Source organism: Streptomyces davaonensis JCM 4913, assembly GCF_000349325.1.
GTDB lineage: Bacteria > Actinomycetota > Actinomycetes > Streptomycetales > Streptomycetaceae > Streptomyces > Streptomyces davaonensis.
In genome coordinates, this window is record NC_020504.1 from 9,236,151 (window position 1) to 9,255,108 (window position 18,958).

15 protein-coding genes are annotated in these 18,958 nt (G+C 72.4%); 4 read left to right on the plus strand and 11 right to left on the minus strand.

Features of this window, described 5'->3' with window-relative positions; genetic code table 11:
* Positions 1 to 6 precede the first annotated feature (6 nt).
* Together BN159_RS41000 and BN159_RS41005 are read left to right on the plus strand one after the other, a co-directional pair.
* The gene (locus tag BN159_RS41000) at positions 7 to 990 is read left to right on the plus strand and encodes an aldo/keto reductase (protein WP_015662976.1); all 984 of its coding nucleotides are present in this window, start codon (positions 7 to 9) and stop codon (positions 988 to 990) included.
* A 37-nt stretch (positions 991 to 1,027) separates the two neighbouring features.
* A complete protein-coding gene (locus tag BN159_RS41005) occupies positions 1,028 to 1,519 on the plus strand; it encodes a DUF6328 family protein (RefSeq protein ID WP_015662977.1) in 492 nt (163 codons plus the stop codon).
* Here the strand turns inward: BN159_RS41005 and BN159_RS41010 are convergent.
* Positions 1,501 to 2,526, minus strand: a complete 1,026-nt coding sequence (locus tag BN159_RS41010; RefSeq protein ID WP_015662978.1) for a hypothetical protein — start codon at positions 2,524 to 2,526, stop codon at positions 1,501 to 1,503. The two genes, BN159_RS41005 and BN159_RS41010, sit on opposite strands and share 19 nt — an antisense overlap.
* Positions 2,527 to 2,676: 150 nt before the next feature.
* On the opposite strand from BN159_RS41010, the gene BN159_RS41015 reads away from it, so the two are divergent.
* Positions 2,677 to 4,077, plus strand: a complete 1,401-nt coding sequence (locus tag BN159_RS41015) for a serine hydrolase domain-containing protein (protein WP_015662979.1) — start codon at positions 2,677 to 2,679, stop codon at positions 4,075 to 4,077.
* Here the strand turns inward: BN159_RS41015 and BN159_RS41020 are convergent.
* The 10 genes from BN159_RS41020 to BN159_RS41065 form a co-directional block, all read right to left on the minus strand.
* Positions 4,069 to 5,598 carry a serine/threonine-protein kinase gene (locus BN159_RS41020; RefSeq protein WP_015662980.1) on the minus strand — a complete coding sequence of 510 codons (1,530 nt, stop codon included), beginning with the start codon at positions 5,596 to 5,598 and terminating at the stop codon, positions 4,069 to 4,071. The genes BN159_RS41015 and BN159_RS41020 overlap by 9 nt on opposite strands.
* A 132-nt stretch (positions 5,599 to 5,730) precedes the next feature.
* Positions 5,731 to 6,759 carry a polyprenyl synthetase family protein gene (locus BN159_RS41025; RefSeq protein WP_015662981.1) on the minus strand — a complete coding sequence of 343 codons (1,029 nt, stop codon included), beginning with the start codon at positions 6,757 to 6,759 and terminating at the stop codon, positions 5,731 to 5,733.
* Positions 6,756 to 7,790, minus strand: coding sequence for a tetratricopeptide repeat protein (locus BN159_RS41030; RefSeq protein WP_015662982.1), 1,035 nt, complete (start codon positions 7,788 to 7,790; stop codon positions 6,756 to 6,758). The genes BN159_RS41025 and BN159_RS41030 overlap by 4 nt, the downstream gene beginning before the upstream one ends.
* Before the next feature lie 178 nt (positions 7,791 to 7,968).
* Complete coding sequence (locus BN159_RS41035; protein WP_015662983.1) at positions 7,969 to 8,646, minus strand: AIM24 family protein; 678 nt, start codon at positions 8,644 to 8,646, stop codon at positions 7,969 to 7,971.
* Positions 8,647 to 8,701: 55 nt separating this feature from the next.
* A complete protein-coding gene (locus tag BN159_RS41040) occupies positions 8,702 to 10,003 on the minus strand; it encodes a CAP domain-containing protein (protein ID WP_015662984.1) in 1,302 nt (433 codons plus the stop codon).
* 87 nt (positions 10,004 to 10,090) lie between these two features.
* A complete protein-coding gene (locus BN159_RS41045) occupies positions 10,091 to 11,293 on the minus strand; it encodes a serine hydrolase domain-containing protein (protein ID WP_015662985.1) in 1,203 nt (400 codons plus the stop codon).
* A 137-nt stretch (positions 11,294 to 11,430) separates the two neighbouring features.
* Positions 11,431 to 14,370, minus strand: coding sequence for a helix-turn-helix transcriptional regulator (locus BN159_RS41050; protein ID WP_015662986.1), 2,940 nt, complete (start codon positions 14,368 to 14,370; stop codon positions 11,431 to 11,433).
* A gap of 127 nt (positions 14,371 to 14,497) precedes the next feature.
* The gene (locus BN159_RS41055) at positions 14,498 to 14,848 is read right to left on the minus strand and encodes a UBP-type zinc finger domain-containing protein (protein ID WP_015662987.1); all 351 of its coding nucleotides are present in this window, start codon (positions 14,846 to 14,848) and stop codon (positions 14,498 to 14,500) included.
* Positions 14,845 to 16,308, minus strand: coding sequence for an ATP-binding protein (locus BN159_RS41060; protein WP_041820503.1), 1,464 nt, complete (start codon positions 16,306 to 16,308; stop codon positions 14,845 to 14,847). The genes BN159_RS41055 and BN159_RS41060 overlap by 4 nt, the downstream gene beginning before the upstream one ends.
* Complete coding sequence (locus tag BN159_RS41065; RefSeq protein WP_015662989.1) at positions 16,305 to 17,981, minus strand: FAD-dependent oxidoreductase; 1,677 nt, start codon at positions 17,979 to 17,981, stop codon at positions 16,305 to 16,307. Before BN159_RS41065 ends, BN159_RS41060 begins: the two co-directional genes overlap by 4 nt.
* Positions 17,982 to 18,184: 203 nt before the next feature.
* Here BN159_RS41065 and BN159_RS41070 point away from each other — a divergent pair, with 203 nt between their 5' ends.
* Entirely contained in the window at positions 18,185 to 18,922 is a 738-nt protein-coding gene (locus tag BN159_RS41070; protein WP_015662990.1) for an SDR family oxidoreductase, read from the plus strand.
* Positions 18,923 to 18,958: the final 36 nt, after the last annotated feature.

Sequence of the window (18,958 nt, forward strand, 5' to 3'; positions counted from 1 at the left end):
ACGCCCATGGACGAGCGCACATTCAGCAGGTCGCAACAGCACGCATCCGTGGTCGGTCTCGGCACCTGGCAACTGGGCGCCGACTGGGGCGACGTCGACGACAAGGACGCCCTCAAGGTGCTGGAGACGGCGGCCGAGACGGGCGTGACCTTCTTCGACACCGCCGACGTCTACGGCGACGGCCGCAGCGAGCAGACCATCGCCTCCTTCCTGAGCGGCCGACCCGATCTGCATGTCCTGGTCGCCACCAAGATGGGCCGCCGGGTCGACCAGATCCCGGAGAACTACGTCCTGGACAACTTCCGTGCCTGGAACGACCGTTCCCGCCGCAACCTCGGCGTCGACCGCATCGACCTGGTGCAGCTGCACTGCCCGCCCACGCCCGTCTACTCCAGCGACGAGGTGTTCGACGCCCTGGACACCCTCGTCGCCGAGGAGCGCATCGCCGCCTACGGCGTGAGCGTGGAGACCTGCGCCGAGGCGCTCACCGCGATCGCCCGGCCGGGCGTGGCGAGCGTGCAGATCATCCTGAACCCGTTCCGGATGAAGCCGCTGCTGGAGGTGCTGCCCGCCGCGCGGGAGGCGGGCGTCGGCATCATCGCCCGGGTCCCACTGGCCTCCGGACTGCTGTCCGGGAAGTACACCAAGGACACCGTCTTCCCGGCGAACGACCACCGCACCTACAACCGGCACGGCGAGGCCTTCGACCAGGGCGAGACCTTCTCCGGCGTCGACTACACCACCGGCGTCGAGGCCGCCGCGGAGTTCTCCGCCCTCGCCCCCGAGGGCTTCACCCCGGCCCAGCTCGCCCTGCGCTGGATCATCCAGCAGCCCGGCGTGACCAGCGTGATCCCCGGCGCCCGCTCGCCGGAGCAGGCCCGCGCCAACGCCACCGCCGCCGCCCTCCCGGAGCTGTCCGAGCAGACCCTGGGGGCGATCCGGGACCTGTACGACCGGCGGATCAAGGAACAGGTCGAAAACCGCTGGTAGCCGTTTGAACGATCAGCACCGGGGTCACTCGGACGGCATGGCGCAGGCAACGGAGAGACCCTCAGGCCGTGACGAGACCGAGGACGAGCGCGCCGACCGGATGTGGTCGGAGCTCATCCAAGAGGTCCGGGTGACCCAGATGGGCGTGCAGATCCTGTTCGGCTTCCTGCTCACCGTCGTCTTCACCCCGAAGTACGACGACCTCGGCGACACCGAGCAGACCATCTACATCGTGACCGTGATCCTGGGCGCCGCCGCCACTGGCGCCCTGATCGGACCCGTCTCCCTGCACCGCCTGGTGTCCGGCAGGCGCATCAAACCGCGCGCGGTCCAATGGGCGTCCCGGCTGACCTTCGTCGGCCTATTGCTGCTGCTGGCCACCATGACGGCCTCGCTGCTGCTGATCCTGCGGGTCGCCATGGACGACGGCCCGGTGCCCTGGCTGGTCACCGGGGTCGTGGCGTGGTATCTGGTGTGCTGGTTCGTGTTGCCGGCGTGGGCCCGGCGCCGCTACACCTCGCGGGACTGACCGCCGCGCAGCGCGGCGATGCACGAGGCGATGGCCTGCTGGAGGTCCTCCAGCTGCTGCACCATGTCGTCCTCGGCGAACTCCTGCACATCGTCGAAGGTCAGTTCCTCGAAGACCTTCGTCGCCCGCTGGAGGCTGCTGTAGAACTTCGTCCGCCGCTCCTGGACGCGGAGTTCGGGGTCGGCCTCCACGGTCTCGGCGACGAGGGTCTTCATGGTGTCGTAGGCCTCGGTGGCCCACTCGCCGGTGTCCTCGTCGTCCTCCAGCTCGTCGATCAGCGACAGATGCCGCTCGGCCTCCTGACGGAGGTCGGCGGGGGCGTCGATGGTCTGCCCGGCGGGAGTCTTGACCTGGCCGGACTCGGCGATCTGACGGACGTAGCCGATCCGGTCGGCGGCCCGGCTCTCGGTGGCGACGGCCTTCTTCAGATCGTCGGTGCGCACCACGTCCCGGGCCAGCTCGGCCTGGAGCTCGGGGTCCTCCTTGATGCGGTCGAGCAGCGCGCTGCGGGCCGCGCGGGCGGTGGAGGGATCGGCGAGGATCGCGGCGCGCAGCGCGGTGGGGTTCTCCGCGACCTCCAGCGCCTTCGTCGGCCGGATGCCCTCGGCCTCGGCGGCCTCGGCGATGGCCGTGCCGCGCTCGGAGGTGGCGCTGTTGCGGGACACGTAGTAGCTCAGCCACACATCGGCGTCCGGCAGTTCCACCTCGGCGCCCGGCCGGAGCGCCTCGAAGTGCGGGACGAGACCGTCGTCGGCGGCCCGGTCCCAGGCCTTGTAGTAGCGCATGACCCGCTCGGGGGAGCAGCTCGCCAGCTCGGCGAACTCCTTCGCGGACACCTTCGGCGTCTCGTCGGCGCCCTGGCCGCCGGGCCGCACACTGCGGGCCACCATCAGGCCGAAGGCCCAGCCACCGGTGCGGGCGTACGCACCGAACTCACGCGCGTCCCGCGCGACGAGGTCGGACAGCGGCGCGGGGGACGTCTCGGACGGGGCGAACGCTAGGGTCACGGATGACTCTCCTGAGGCTGGGAACCGCACTGTGCAGACCGGCAGCCTATATGCGCCTGCATGCGATGGTTTGACGGCCCCGGGGCGTGTCATCCGAAGGCGTCCGGGCCGGCACCGGACGATGCCGGCGGAATGGGTAGGGATGCCGTCATGACGACTCGCGCGCTGCCTTCCAGCACACCCGCGTCCCAGGGCGTCGACGTATCGGGGGTGCAGGGCTTCCTCGACGCCGTCGAGGCCGACCCCGACATCGAGCCGCACAGCCTGATGATCCTGCGGCACGGCAGGCTGGTGGCGTCCGGCTGGTGGGCGCCGTACACCGCCGGGCGGCCGCAATTGCTGTACTCCCTGAGCAAGAGCTTCACCTCCGCCGCGGCCGGGCTGGCGGTCGCCGAGGGGCTGCTGCGGCTCGACGATCCGGTGATCTCCTACTTCCCGGAGCTCGACGCCGACATCACCGACCAGCGCAGCCGCACGATGCTCGTACGGCATGTGGCGTCGATGGCGAGCGGCCACGAGACCGACACCCTGGACCGGGCCCACGCGCTGGACCCCGACGATCTGGTGCGCGGGTTCCTGCTGCTGCCGCCCGACCGCGAGCCGGGCACCGTGTTCGCGTACAACCAGCCCGCCACCTTCACGCTCGCCGCGATCGTGCAGCGCGTCACCGGCCGCTCGCTCACCGACTATCTGCGCCCCCGGCTCCTTGACCCGCTCGGCATCGGCGAGGTGGCGTGGCAGCAGGACCGGGCGGGCCGGGAGCTGGGTTTCACCGGGCTGCATGCCACCACGGACGCCGTCGCCCGGTTGGGGCAGCTCCATCTGAGCGGCGGGTTGTGGGAGGGGCGGCGGGTGCTCCCGGAGTCCTGGGTGGCCGAGGCCACCCGCCGCCACACGGCGAACGCCGAGGGGCCGATGAGCGGCGTGGACTGGCGGCAGGGCTACGGCTTCCAGTTCTGGATGTCCCGGCACGGCTACCGCGGGGACGGCGCGTACGGGCAGTACTGCCTGGTGCTGCCCGAGCAGGACGCGGTGATCGCCATGACCTCGGCGACCGTGGGGATGCAGAAGCTGCTGGACCTGATCTGGACGCATCTGCTGCCCGCCTGCGGTCCCGCCCCGCTCACGGGCCGCGAGCAGGCGGACGAGGCCCTCGCCGAGCGGCTGGCGGGACTCGCGCTGCCCCCGGCGGCCGGCAAGACCGTGCCCGAGGGCTGGGCGACGGTCTCCTTCGGCTCCGACGGAATCTCCGCGGAGGTCGGCTCGGATCCGGAAGGCCCTTTGCTGACGCTCTTCGAGGACGGCCAACGGCTCGAACTGCGACTCGACCCGGGCCGCTGGAGCGTCGCCGAGGAGCCGGTCCCCACCGCGGTCAGCGGCGGCTGGACCGACGCCGACACGCTGGAGGCGCACGTCCTCTTCCTGGAGACGCCCCACCGCCTCGTGGTGACCTGCTCACTGCCGGACCACACCTGTACGGCACGCTGGGCCACCGAGCCCCTGCGCCCGCAGTCGCTGCGTGCGATGGGTGCGCCCCGGCGGTCAGTCTGACGGTTCCTTGAAGGTGCGCAGGGCGGTGGCCAGGGCCTCGCGGTTGGCGGCGTCGTCCCAGTCGGCCGCGGGCGCCGTCCAGCGCAGCGAGTAGCCCCGGTTGTCGCCGATGAGGTAACCCCGGCCGAGGGTGCGCACCCGGGTGCCGCCGTCGTTCGCGAGCCACTCCATCTCGGCGGCCTCCTGGCCCCGGTAGGTCGTCGCCCGGATGTCACCGATCCGCCGGTAGCCGCCGCCCTGCTTCAGACCGGGCTCCACCTCGCGCCACACATCGACCGGGTCAGGACCCACCCGCTCGCTGTAGGTGACGGTCAGCGTCCGCGCGTCACCCTCGGCGCCGAGGACGACGCGGTACGCCAGATCCGAGATCCGGTTGGTCCGCAGCGGCCGCCAGCCCTCCGGGAGCGAGACGGAGAAGCCCAGGGTTGATGCGTAGCGGCTGTAGGGGGACTCCGTCGGGGCGGGGGCGACCGGGTCCGAAGGGCTGGGGGAGGGGGCGGGGGAGGCCGTCGCCGACGGGGTCGGGCGGGGCGGGGTGCCGGCGGCGGGGGAGTCGGAGCCGCCCGGCAGCCGGTCGGTCACCGCGAGCACGGCGACCGCGACGGTGACGACGGCCAGCGCAGTCCCGGCGACCATGGTCCGGTTGCTCCAGCTCGAACAGTTCACATACCGGCCGCGCAGGCGCGGGCTCGGCATCGCCGCCGCGGTCTCCTCGTCGAGGACGCGCAGGAGGGCCTCGCGGACCACCGGCCGGGGCAGCCGCTCCACCGGGTCCTTGCGCAGCAGGCCCTGCACGGCCTGGGTGAGCGGACCGGCGCGCACCGGGGTGCGCAGCGGCAGCCGGTCCACCGCCTTGAGGGTGGCCTCCGGGCGTCCCCGGTCGCGGAACGGCGGACGTCCCTCCACCATCGTGTAGAGCAGGGCGCCGAGCGCCCACAGGTCGGTGGCGGGACCGATCCGCTCGTCGCGCGCCTGCTCCGGGGAGGCGAAGGCGGGGGCGGCCAGCCTGGGCGCCCGGGTGGCGCCGGCCAGGCCGAAACCGGAGACCACGACCGGCCCCTGGTCCCGCACGAACACCTGGGAGGGGCTGAGTTCGCCGTGCGAGATGCCCTGCCCGTGCGCCGCCTCCAGCACATCGAGCACCTCCAGGCCGATCCGCGCCGCCCGCACATAGTTCAACGTGCCCTGCTGGGCGAGGAGTTCGCCGAGCGGCTGCCCGTCGATCCACCGGGTCACCAGCCACAGCGCCCCCGACTCCTCGACGGCGTCGACGACTTCGGCGACCCGCTTGGCCAGCATCAACGACATCCGCTCGGAGGTGCGCAGCACCTGTGCGGTGACCCGGCGGGCCGCCTCCCCGCCCGCATCGTCCGGCAGCCCGATCTGGGTGACCAGACAGGGCCGCTGCGCCTGGCCGTCCTCGGCGTACCAGCAGACGCGGTTGGTCTCCTGGTGGACCACCTCGACGAGCCGGTATCTCCCGGCGACCAACACGGGTGTGGAGACGTGCGCCTTGACCATGGTCATCCCTCGCTGAACCCCTGGCTCTCACCTTTCCCACAGGTACGGCGGGTGTGACGGGGTGTGTTCAAGGATTCGCCGAGCGAGATACACCGATTCCCGTTTGTTCATCCGATGCGTCGAACACCGGTCTCAGAGTTCCCTGCGCACCAGGAAGTCCACCAGTGCCCCCAACTCCCCACCCGCCTCCGCCTGAAGAGGTACCGCGGCCAGGGTGGCCTCGGCGACGGCGATCCGGCGCCGCGCCTCGCGCAGGGCCGCCGACCGGCCGCCCGCCCGCTCGATCAGCGCGGCCGCGGCGTCCGGCCGCTCGCCCGACTCCAGCAGCCTGGCCAACTGCCCGGCCGCCGGGGTGTCCAGCGCCACCAGCACCGGGAAGGTCTTCTTGCGGGTGCGCAGATCGCTGTGCACGGGCTTGCCGGTGACGGCGGGATCGCCCCAGACGCCGAGCACGTCGTCGACGATCTGGAACGCGATCCCGAGATGACGCCCGGCCCGGTCCAGCGCGGCGACCGTCGCGGGCGGCGCCCCGCCGAGCGCGGCGCCCAACGCGGCCGCACAGCCCAGCAACGCGCCCGTCTTGTGCTCGGCCATCGTCCGGTACTCCTCGGGCCGCACCCGTTCGGGCCCCGTCCAGGGCCGGGTCGCGAACAGCAGATCGTCCGCCTGCCCGCGCACCAGATCCCCGAGCGCCGTCGACAGCAGCCGTACGGCGCCGGCCGCGCCCGCCGGAGCCTCGGCGAGCGTGTCGACGGCCAGCGCGAACAGGGCGTCGCCCGCGAGGACGGCCGGGCCGGTGCCGTAGGCCCGCCACACCGTGGGGCGGCCACGGCGGGACGTGTCCCCGTCCATGATGTCGTCGTGCAACAGGGAGAAGGCGTGCACGAGTTCCACGGCGACGGCGGCTCTCGGTCCGGCGTGCGCGGGGCCGCCCACCGCCTCGGCGCCGAGCACGGCCAGCGCCTGTCGTACGCCCTTGCCGCCGGAGGAGGTGGCCGGGGCGCCGCCCACCTCGCACCAGCCGAAGGTGTACGCGGCCATCTCCCGCACCCAGGGATGCAGCCCTGCCACGGCCCGTTCCAGCTCCGGGCGGACCAACTCACGGCAGCGGTCCAGCACTTGGACCGCGGTCAGCGGCGCTGTCGAGGGGGCCGCCGTCACCGTACGACCTCCGTGTCGAGCTCCTGCTGGGCCCGGGCCACCATCTCCCGGGCGTGCCGCAGGCCGATGCGGTCCAGGGTGCGGGCCAGCTCCGTCAGTTCGGCCGCCGTCTCGGCGCGGTCCCGGCCAAGGCGGGCCCGGGACTTGGCCAGGCCCAGCCGGGACAGCGCCTCGCCGCGCGGCTCGCTCATGGCGCGGAACTCGGCGAGCGCCTGCTCGTACAGGTCCCGTGCCTCGGCGTAACGTCCCGCGCGGTAGAGGACGTTGCCGCGCATCTTGTGGTTGTAGGCGAGTGCGCTGGAGAGCTTCATCGTGCGGCAGGTCTGCTCCGCCTGGGACAGCAGTTCCAGGGCGCGCTCGGTGTCGCCGTCGCGTACCGAGACGATGTCGGCGAGTCCGCGCAGCGCCCAGGCGTGCCCGCGCCGGTCCTCGGCGCGCGCGGCGATCTCGGCCGCCTCCTCGAACAGCGCGAACGCGGTGTCGTAGGAGCCGGTGTTGCGGTGGATCTGGGCGATGCCCTCCAGGGCCCACACCGTGTGCCGCGCCTCGCCGCGCCGCCTGGCCTCGGCCAGCAGTTGCTCGTGCAGCCGGGCGACCGCCTCGTAGTCGCCCTGGATGCGGCCGGTCTCGGCGAGTCCGGCGAGCGAGTAGCCGCGGACGACGACGTCCCCGCCGCGCTCACCGAGGTCGGCGGCGAGCTGGAGGAGGCGCCGGGCCAGCGGGAACTCACCGCGCTGGCGGGCCAGGGTGCCGCCGCTCCACAGCGCCCATGCCATCGCCCCGGTGTCCCCGGCCGCGCGGGCCGCGCGGAAGCTCGCCTTCCATGCCCGGTCCGCCTCTCCGATCTGCCCGAGCCGCCGGTGCGCCTCGGCGACGGCGAGGCCGGAGCGCGCCGCCTCGCCGTGTCGTCCGGTCCGCTCCGCGGCCCGCAACTCCTCGGTGCCGGCCACCAGGACGTCGGTGAGCGAGGAGTTCACGGACAGGGTGGTCAGCGCGCCCTGGTACTCGGGGGCGAATGCCTTGCCGTACATGGATGCCTTTCGGTCCGTATACACCACATCTATACATCGCACGTATACATGGCGTGTATAGAGCATCGGAAACCAGCCCTGGCCCCCTGTGGGACCAGGGCGGTGTCATCTGTTGTGGATCAAGACGTGGACGGAGCCGAAGGGGTTGCCCGTGAGGCGCAGATCACCTCACGGGCCGTCAGTGCTGCTGAGTTTTCGGCGGGGTCGCCTCGCTCGGCCGTACGACGACGAAGCCCTCGCCGCTGAGCATCAGCTGGACGGCCTCGCCCGAGCCGCCGCGCAGCATCGAGCCGATGGACTGAGAGCGGTGCAGCGAGGTCCCCAGGCCCGCGCTCCAGCCGACCACCGCGTCGGTGTCGACGTAGACCGGATACTGCGCGGACACCGGGATCACCAGCGGATTGCCCTCGCAGACCAGACCCAGCCGGCCCTGCCCGGTGAACACGCTGTTGAACAGCCCGCCGCCGGTGATGCCCGCCCCCTTCACGGTCGCTATCCGGTACGACAGCGTGGCGTCGAAGCACAGCACGTTACGGCCGTTGACGGTGAACTCGTCGCCGGGGTCGACCTCGACGACGAAGCAGTTCTGCGCCTCGTGCGCGAACCACGCCTCGCCCTGGCCGCGCACCGCCATCAGCGGCAGACCCTCCCCGGTGACCGCGCGCTTGAGCATGCCGCCCACGCCCTGGCCCTTGCGCTCGAACTGGAGACTGCCGCGATAGGCGATCATCGCGCCCTGCCGCGCCAGCATTTCGCCGCTCACCGCGTACCGGATGCACTTGGCGTTCTCGACCGTCATGCCCGGCGCGGTGGCGGGCCGGACCATGTGCTCACTGGAAAACAGGTCACCCTTCATGACGGCATCGTGTCCCGGACGATGTCCTTCCGCCCAGATCGCGCCGTACGGTCCGTCAGGCGCCGAAGAGTTGGGTCCAGTACGTGCCGGCCGGGCCGCCGCCCGCGAAACCGATGCCGATGTGCGTGAAGTCGCGCTTGAGGATGTTGGCGCGGTGGCCGGGGCTGTTCATCCAGCCCTCCACGACCTCGGCGGGGGAGCGCTGGCCGCAGGCTATGTTCTCGCCGATCGAGCGGCGCCGGGAGCCCGCGGCGGCCGCCCGGTCCCAGGGCTGAGTGCCCTCGGGGGAGGTGTGGGAGTAGAAGGCCCGCGCGACCATGTCCGCGCTGTGCGCCTGCGCCGCGGTGGTCAGCACCGGGTCCACGGACAGCGGGCGCAGACCGGCCCGGGCGCGCTCGCGGTTGGTGAGGTCCACGACCTCGCCGGTGGTCCTGGCCAGGTCCCCGGCGGAGAAGGGGCGGGCCCACAGCGCCGTCCAGTACACGTCGCCGGAGTGGGCCGCCGGGACGTACGCCAGTCCGGCGTGGGTGAACACCGGGTCGTGCAGGGTGCGTCGGGCCTGGTCGGTGCGCAGGCAGTAGTCGACGAAGTCGGCGGGGGTCCGAGGGCCGGACACCAGGTGCTCCCCGATGGTGAGATACGCGTATCCGGCGGCCGTGACGCGCTGGTGGACGGAGACACCGTCCCGGCCCTCCACGCCCAGGCGTCCGGCCGCGGCCATGGCGGTGGCGTGGGCCCGGGCGGCGGAGCAGAGGCGGGCGTCCAGGGTGACGGGTGGTGAACCGGCCCTCGCGCGGGCGGAGTTCACCAGGCCCGCGAAGCCGTCGGGGTCGGGCGGGGGCGGCGGTGTCGACGGAGACAGTGCCGTGGTGGGTGCGTCGTCGGTGACGTCCACCCCGAAGTCCCGGGCGAGTCCCGCCAGTCCGTCGGCGTACCCCTGGCCCAGCGCCCGGAGTTTCCAGCCGCCGCCCCGCCGGTACAGCTCCGCGAGCAGCAGCACCGTCTCCTGCCGGGGCCGGGGCGGTGCGAACCGGGCGAGGGTGCGGCCGCCCGGGCCGGTGACCTGGAGCGTCGGGGCGGGCAGCGCGCCCAGGGAGGTGCCTGGATCGGCGGGGCTGATGGCGACGGTCACCCGGGTGGCACCCGGGCGCAGCCGCTCCGGATCCACGGTGAGCGTGTCGCCGTGCAGCCGCGCGCCGGGGACGGCCGGCTGGTTGTAGAAGACGAAGTCCGCGTCGCCGCGGACCTTGCCGCCGTCGTCCGTGATCAGCGCGGACACATCGAAGGGGCCGGGCACCCGGACGGCCACGGCACCGCCCGGGAGGGGCACATTGCCCCCGGGGACCAACTCGCTCATCGGGCCGTCCTGGTGTCGTCGTACGCCTTCCGGTGGCAGGTGTCCGGACAACGCGCGCCGCACCGACAGGGTTCCCGGCCCGCGGACTCAGCGCACGGCCGCGCCCGGATCCGCGGCCTCGGAACGCTCGCCGACCGAGGACCCACGCGGCGCCTTGGTCTGCTTGGCCTGCTTTCCGCAGAACGCCGACTCCAGCGTCCCGAGCATCGTGGTGTGCACGGCGCCGTTGTTGGAGGTGTTGACGAACGCCGCCAGGCTGCGGCCGCCGTCCTTGGAGGCGAACGCGTAGGTGTAGAAGCCCTGGACGGCGCCCGTGTGCCCGTACACCGAGACCCCGCACGACAGATCCCGGCGCCGCAGCCCGAGCCCGTACGCCTGCCCCGACCCTGCCGGTACCCACTTGCGCATCTGGGCAAGTTGCGCGGCCGAGGTCAGCCGGCCGCCGAGCAGCGCCGACAGGAAGGTGTTCAGGTCCCGTGCGCTGGAGATCACCGCGCCCGCGCTCTGCGCCCAGGACGCCGTCTGCTCGGTGGCGTCGACCAGCGGTCCTGAGGTGTCCGGGGTGAGATAGCCGCGCGCGTGCCGCCCCGGGATCTTCATGCCGGGGTGGACGTAGAAGGTGTCGGCGAGCTCCAGCGGGCCGAAGATCCGGTTCTGGTACTCGATGCCCACGGGGTTCCCGGTCAGCTCCTCGATGAGCATCCCGGCGACGACGAAGTTGGTGTTGGAGTAGCGGTACGCGCCGCCCGGCGCGGTGGTGCGCGGCTTGCGCAGGGAGCGGTCCACCAGCTGGCGGTAGGTGAAGACCTTGGAGCGGACCGCCTCGAACCCGGGAACGGTCTTTGTGAACATGTCGTTGGTGTAGTCGTACAGGCCGCTGCGGTGGCTCAGCACATGGCGCACGGTGATCCGGTCGTCCGGCAACAGCCCGGGCAGATAGCGGTTGACCGGCGCGTCGAGCTTCAGCTTCCCCTCGTCGGCCAGCTGGAGCAGGACGACGGCGGAGAAGGTCTTGGTGACGCTGCCGATGCGGAAGCGGTCGGTGGTGGCCAGGGCCCGCCGGGTGGTGCGGTCGGCGATGCCCGCGGACGTCTTGGCGACGCTGCCGTGGTTGTCGACGCGCGCGACGGCGCCCGGCGCGCCCTGCTTCATCGCCGTGCTCAGGACCCCGCGCAACCCGGCGAGATCGGGCTCGGGTTCCAGCGGTGCCGCGTGCGCCGGGACCGCGAGGAGCGAGAGGAGGACCGCCGTCCCCAACGCCGTTGCCTTGCCGACCGTTGCCGAGTCCATCCGGGTCCTCTCTCCCTGCTGACACACCGTCACGGTGACGCACGGTAGTGCCAGGGAGAGAAAGAAAGATGGTCATTCAGGACGTATGAGGGCATGGGTCGCCCGCATGGGGGATGCCCGGGACAGCCGGCGGACGGTCAGCCGGAGGCGCTGGGCTCCGGTGTGATCAGCCCTTCGCGGTAGGCGACGGCCACCGCCTCGCCCCGGCTCGCGGCGCCCAGCTTGGCGAGGATGTTGGAGACATGGACGCTCGCCGTCTTGCCGCTGATGAAGAGCTCCTCGCCGATCTGCCGGTTGCTGCGGCCCTGGGCCAGCAGACGCAGCACGTCCTGTTCCCGGGCGGTCAGCGGCGAGGTGCGGTCCGCGGCGGACGCGCGGTCCGCGAGGCGGCCGCGGCGGATCAGGGCGTCCACCCGCTCCAGCAGGGGCCGCGCCCCGAGCCGCACCGCAGTCTCCCGCACCGCGGCCGCCTCCACCGCCGCCTCCTCGCGCCGCTCGGCCGTCAACAGGGCCTCGGCGAACCGGAGTCGGCAGCGAGCCAGCTCGTACAGGTCGCCGTAGTCGAAGGCCGCCACCGCCCTGCCCCAGGCCTCCGCGTCGGGACCGGACGTGGCCCGCAGCCACTCGGCCTCGGCGCGCGCCAGCCAGGCCATGCCCTCCGGCCCCTGCGGCGACCGGTCGCCCCCGCGCACCGCCGAGTCCCGCGCCGACTCCACGAGTTCCGTCGCGATGTCCGCCCAGTGCCGGGCCCCGCCCTCGTCCCCGCCCAGCCGCAGCTCGGCGGCCCGGTCGGCCACGGCGGACAGCGCCAGCGCGGCCAGCCGCACCGTCACATCGGGGTGCGTCCCCGCCTCGTCGGTGAGGGCCGCGACCGTGGACCGCATCCGCTCCACCGCCGCCTCCGGATCGCCCGCCAGCGCGGCGGCGTCGGTCCGTACGATGCCCGCGACCAGCGTGCCCATCCAGTCGAACGGCCCTTCCAGCAGCACCCGCGACCCCTCGGCGGCGGCCAGGTCGCCGCGCGCGACCGCGACGTACCAGGCGGGCCCCGAGGTGTAGGCGCCCGAGGCCGGAAGCACCTGCGCGTCGGCGGTGGCGGCCCGCACGCACTCGTCCCAACGGCCCAGCGTGTACAGCAGCACCAGCCGGAGATAGCGCATCTCCAGGGGATACGCCGAGGACAGCAGCCCGGCGCGGCGGGCGCGGTCCAGGCCCTCCGTCAGCCAGGGCAGGGACTCCTCCAGCTCACCCGCCTCGAAGTGGCCCATGGCCAGGCTGAACAGGGCGCGCAGCTCCACCGGCGCGTTGCCCGAACTGCGCGCCAGCTCCCGGGCCTCGCGCAGCCGGGCCCGGTTCTCCGGGCTGCGTCGGCCGGCGCCTTCGAGAACCGCCAGCGAGATGAGCAGATCGGCTCTGGCGTCGGTGATCGCCAGCTGTTCCGCGACCTTGAGGGCCCGGCGTGCCATCTTCAACGCGGTGTCGTTCTCCCCGACCTGACGGGCCGCCAGGACATGCGTGGCGGCCGCCCACACCCATGTCGGCGTCGGCGGCTCGGCGGGGATCAGGGCGAGCGCCTCGTTGCTGTGGGCGTAGGCCGCGCTCAGATTGTCGACGGTGATCAGATTGCCCGCGAGGGTGTAGCGGACCCGGGCGGCGAGTTCCGAGTTCTCCTCCTGGTCGACGCCCGCGAGCGCGGACCGGGTCAGCGCGACCGCGCGATGCGCCGCACCGGCGTGCGCCGCCGCCGAGGAAGCGCGCAGGGTGAGGGCCACCCGGTCGCCGTGCTCGCCAGAGGGCCGCGCGGCCGGATCCACCGACGGCCACAGATCGAGGGCGGTCTCCAGATGCCGTAGCTCCTCGGCGGGCGCGCCGACCCGGCCGGCGTGGTCGGCGGCTTCCAGCGAGGCGGTGAGCGCCTCGGCCAGGTCATGGCTCTCGCGGTAGTGGTGGGCGCGTTCGGCGGCGGTCTCGGCGCGCCGGGGCCGGGCGGCGAGCAGCCCGGCGAACGCGCCGTGCAGCCGGGCCCGTTCGCCGGGCAGCAGATCGGCGTAGACCGCCTCACGGGCCAGGGCGTGCCGGAAGGCGTACGTGTCGCCGTCCCCGGGGACCAGCAGTTGCCGTCCCAGGGCCTCGCGCAGGGCCGACTCCAGCTCCTCCTCGGGCAGCCCCACGGCCTCCCGCAGCAGATCGTGCTCCACCCGGCGCCCGGCGACCGCGGCGGTACGCAGCACCTGCTGGGCCGTGTCGGACAGTTGCTCGAAGCGGATCAGCAGGACGTCGGCCAGACCGCTCGGCACGCCGCCGGCCTCGGTGTCGGTGGCCGCGAGGAGTTCCTCGGCGTAGAAGGCGTTGCCCTCGGCGCGCTCGACGATCCGGCGGACCGTGGTCTCCGGCAGCGGCCGCACCTCCAGCGCCCGCACCAGCCGGGCCACCTCGGAGTCGGCGAGCGGCCGCAGCTCCAGGCGCTCCACCGAGGGCAGCCGTACCAGTTCGGCCAGCAGGGGGCGCAAGGGGTGGCGGCGGTGCAGATCGTCCGCGCGATAGGAGGCCACCACGGCGACTCCGCCCGCCGGGCGCTGGAGCACACCGCGGCTGAGCAGGAACCGCAGCAGATCCCGCGAGGACTGGTCGGCCCAGTGCAGATCCTCCAGGACGAGCAGCAGCGGAGCCACGTCCGCCAGGTCGGCCAGCAGCCCGGCCATCCCCTCGAACAACTGGAGCCGTGAGTCCCGCGCCGCGTCCGTACCGCCGCCCAGCATCCGGTCGACCACCGGATGAGCCGCCAGCACCTCGGCGAACCGCACGTCACCGGCCACCACTCCGAGCACCTCGGTGAACGGCAGATACGGCAGCCCGACATCCCCCAGATCGACACAGTGCCCGGTCAACACGGTCATCCCGTCCCGAGCGGCCCGCGCGGCGACCTCGTCCAGCACCCGAGTCTTACCGACCCCCGCGTCCCCGGCGACGAGCACAGCCCGAGCCTCACCGGAACGGGCGCGCTCCAGCACACCGAGAAGCCGGTCGAGTTCGTGATCCCGGCCGATGAGCGGAGCGGAGGTTATGTTCTGCGTCACCGCTTAATCCTAGGCACGCTGGTCCGACCTTAGGGGCGCGGGACTGTGCTCATATGCGGCTCCGCCGCGTGGGCGCGACCGGCCACGATGAACCGGCACCCGCCAACGCGCCGGTGTCCGCACCCGATCAGGCGCCCCGCAACACCTGAGCCCAGTCATCAGGCACCCGCCCTGCAGGCCCCGGCGAAGGCTGATCCGCAGGGTGAGCGACCGGAGCCGCCAGCTCCGGCCCCGACTCGTACATATCGGAGCTGCTGTAGTCCCAGAACCACCCCTCACCCGGCTCAAAACTCTGCACGATGGGATGCCCCGTCGCCTTGAAGTGCGCGGTCGCGTGCTTCGCGGGCGAGGAGTCACAGCACCCAATGTGCCCGCACTGCGCGCACCGGCGCAGATGGAACCACCACCCCCCGACCTCGTCGCACTCCACGCACCCGGTACCGCTGGGCGGGACGCTGGGATCGATGCCGTCGGTCATGCGGACTCCTCAGAGTTCTCGTTCTCGGCGTTCTCCGCGGCGGTCAGCGGCAACAGCACCTGGAATCGGGTGTCGCCCGGCTCGGACTCGACCTGGAGCGCGCCGTGGTGCTTGTTGACCACGATCCGCCAGGAGATGTCCAGACCGAGCCCCGTGCCCTCGCCCACCGGCTTCGTGGTGAAGAAGGGATCGAAGATCCGGCTGCGGATGTCCGCCGGGATCCCCACGCCGGTGTCGCCGAACTCCACCAGCAGCCGGTCGTGGTCCCGTGCCGTCCGCACGGTCAACGTCCCTTCCCCGCCCGCGCTCTTGATGGCGGAGACCGCGTTGTCGATGAGGTTCGTCCACACCTGGTTGAGCTCCGCCGGGTACGCGGGGATCTCCGGGAGGGTGCGGTCGTACTCCTTGAGGACCTTGATCGGGCCGATCTTCCCGGAGAGCATCAGCAGGGTGCTGTCGAGGAGTTCATGGACGTCGACGCTGCGGTAGGGGGCGCGGTCGAGCTGCGAGTACTGCTTGGCGGCGTCGACCAGGTGCGAGATACGGGTGGTGGAGTCCTCGATCTCGCTCATCAACAGCTCGGTCTCGACCGTGTAGTTGAGCCAGCCGATCGCCCCCGCCAGGACGTCCTCCTCCACGGCCGCCGCGACCTGCTCCAGCCAGTCGACGTCCAGACCGGCCTGGACGAAGGTCGGGGCGAGCCGCCAGCCGTCCGGGATGTCGTGGTCGTCGAGCCAGTCGGTGAGCGCGTCCTCGCGGTCGGAGGCCTCCAGCGGGCTCAACGCGGGCGCCTTGCCGACGAGTTCGGCGGTGCGCTCCTGGATGTCGATGAGACCGGCCAGGCTCTCCCGCGGATAGGGGCCGGAGGCGATCATCGCCAGCTTGTGCCGCATCTTCGCCACTCGCTCGCGCAGGGTGGAGGTGGCGCGTACGGCCGCCGCCGCGGGGTTGTTCAGCTCATGGGTGAGCCCGGCCGACAACGAGCCGAGCGCCAGTAGCCGTTCACGCTGCCCGATGACGGTCTGGGTGGCTTTCGAGCCGAAGAAGAGCCCCTCCAGCAGATGCACCGCCATCGGGAACCACTCCTGCATGATGGCCGCGAAGGTGTCGGCGGGCAGCACGAAGAACCGGGTCGGCTCCGTCACCCGCATGGAGTTGTTGTAGACCTGCCGCGCCCGGTCCCCGAGATAGGCCTGCATCGCCCCCGAGTACACCCCGGGCTGGGAGTTGCGGATCACCTCCACGTCGTCCCCGCCGACCCGGCGGGACAGCACCACGGTGCCCTCGACCATGACGTAGAAACAGGTCGCCGGATCGCCCTCGGCGTACACCGGACCCGGCTCGAACCGCTCCACCCGGCCCTCGGCGCACAGTCGGCCGAGCTGCTCGGGGGTGAGCTTCTCGAACAGGAACAGCGAGCTGATCTCCGCCGGGCTGCACGGCATGGGCTGTCCGCTCACGACTGCTCCAGATAACGGTGGACGAGCATCACGGCCATCGCTCCCTCTCCGACCGCGGAGGCGACGCGCTTGGCGGACTCGGCGCGCGCGTCACCGGCCACGAACACGCCGGGCACATTCGTCTCCAGGTGGTACGGCGGCCGGTCCAGCTCCCAGTCCGCGGGGGGCCGTCCGTCGGGGGTGAGGTCGGGTCCTGTGAGGATGAAGCCGTTGCCGTCGCGCAGCACGGTGCCGTCCAGCCAGTCGGTCAGCGGGGCCGCGCCGATGAACACGAACAGCCACTGGGCGTCGACGAGTTCGCTCTCCCCGGTCTCCGTGTCACGCAGGCTGAGCTGTTCGAGGTGGCCGTCGCCGTGGGCGGCCTCGACGACCGTGCGCGGACGGACGGAGATGTTGGGCGCCTCGTTGATCTGCTGGATCAGGTAGTGCGACATCGACGCCGACAGATCGGCGCCGCGCACCAGCAGCGTCACCGACTTGGCGCCCTTGGACAGGTACATCGCCGCCTGGCCGGCGGAGTTGGCGCCGCCGACGATGTACACGTCGTGTCCCTGGCAGGAGGGCGCCTCGGTCAGCGCCGAGCCGTAGAAGACGCCGCAGCTGGTCAGTTCGGCGCAGCCCGGTGCCTGGAGCTGGCGGTAGGAGACCCCGGTCGCCAGGATCACGCTGTGCGCGGCGATGGCCGAGCCGTCGGAGAACCGCACGACGCGCGCGGCGCCGCTGATCTCCAGGCCGGTGACCTCGCGCGCGGTGAGGACCTCGGCGCCGAACTTGGCGGCCTGACGGCGGGCCCGGTCGGTGAGCTGGGCGCCGGAGACGCCGTCGGGGAAGCCCAGGTAGTTCTCGATGCGCGAGCTCTGCCCGGCCTGTCCGCCGGTCGCCGACCGCTCCACCAGCACCGTCCGCAGCCCCTCGGACGCCCCGTACACCGCGGCCCCGAGCCCCGCCGGACCGCCGCCGATCACCACCAGGTCGTAGAAGTCGGCGGTCGGCGTGGTCGCGAGGCCCACGTGCGAGGCGAGCTCCGGCACGTCCGGCTCGACCAGCGGCGTCCCCTCCGGGGTGATCACCAGCGGCAGCCGCTGTCCGTCCTGCCCGGCCGCGGCGAGCAGCCGCCGCCCCTCCGGCTCGTCCGCCGAGTACCAGCGGTAGGGCACCTGGTTACGGGCCAGGAACTCCCGTACGTCCGACGAGCGGGCCGACCAGCGGTGCCCGACGACCTTGGTGGCGGGCACCGGCCGGTAGTCACTGCACCGCCAGGCCTCCAGTAGATCGTCCAGGACCGGATAGAGCTTCTCCTCCGGCGGATCCCAGGGCTTGAGCAGATAGTGATCCAGGTCGACGACATTGATGGCGTCGATGGCCGCGCCGGTGTCGGCGTACGCGGTGAGCAGGATCCGCCGGGCGCCGGGATGGATGTCCATGGCCTGCTCGAGGAACTCGATGCCGTTCATCTGCGGCATCCGGTAGTCGGCGAGGATCACGGCCACCAGGTCGCCGCGCAGCTTCAGCTCCCGCAGCGCCTCCAGCGCGGACTCACCGGACTCCGCGCGCACGATCCGGTACGACTCGCCGTACCGCCGCCGCAGGTCCCGCGCGACGGCGCGGGAGACCCCCGGGTCGTCGTCCACGGTCAGGATGACGGTCCGCGCCGATTCGGCGGCCTGTGCCATACGTCTCCCACCCCGAGAGGTCCGTTGCTCCGGCGCGACGACGACCGCCGCCGTGCCGACAGGTGCCATCGTATGTTCGATCGTGTCACTTCGCTCAGGTATGCCCGAGGCGGTCCCGGCCGCGGCTGTCACAGACCCGCACACTGTCCGGTCCTTCTGGTGTGCGCGACCGCGCACCGCGAGAACGGCTGACGGAGACATTGATGAAGATCGTGGTGATCGGCGGTACGGGGCTCATCGGCTCGCAGGTGATCGCTCTGCTGCGCGAGAACGGACATGAGGCGGTGCCCGCCGCGCCCTCCACCGGCGTGGACACTCTCACCGGCGAGGGGCTCGACCAGGCGCTGAAGGGCGCGGACGTGGTGGTGGACGTGTCGAACTCGCCGTCCTTCGAGGCCGACGCGGCGCTGGACTTCTTCACCGGCTCGGCGCGGAACCTGTTCGCCGCCGAGAAGGAGGCGGGCGTGCGCCACCATGTGGGGCTCTCGATCGTCGGCGTCGACCAGGTCCCGGGCTACGGCTACTACCTGGCCAAGGTGGCCCAGGAGGATGCGGTACGCGGCAGCGGTGTGCCGTACAGCCTGGTGCGGGCCACGCAGTTCTTCGAGTTCATCGGGCCGGTGATGGGCATGTCCACCGAGGGCACCGAGGTGCGTCTGCCGTCGCTGCGGCTGCGGCCCATCGCCTCCTCCGACGTCGCCGCCGCCGTGGCTCGGGCGGCTGAGGGCGAGCCGACGAACGGCATCCGCAGCATTGCGGGACCCGAGATCCACGGTCTTGACCGGCTCGGTGAGCTCACCCTGGCGGCCAAGCCGGACGGCCGCACGGTCGTCACCGACGAGTCCGCGAGCCTGTTCGCCCGCATGCCCGACGTGCTGACCGGCGACGACACCGTGGACGTGGCGGCCACCCGCTACGAGGACTGGCTCAAGCAGCACTGAGCGACGTCGGGCGGGAGGGGCGGCGTGGTGCCCCTC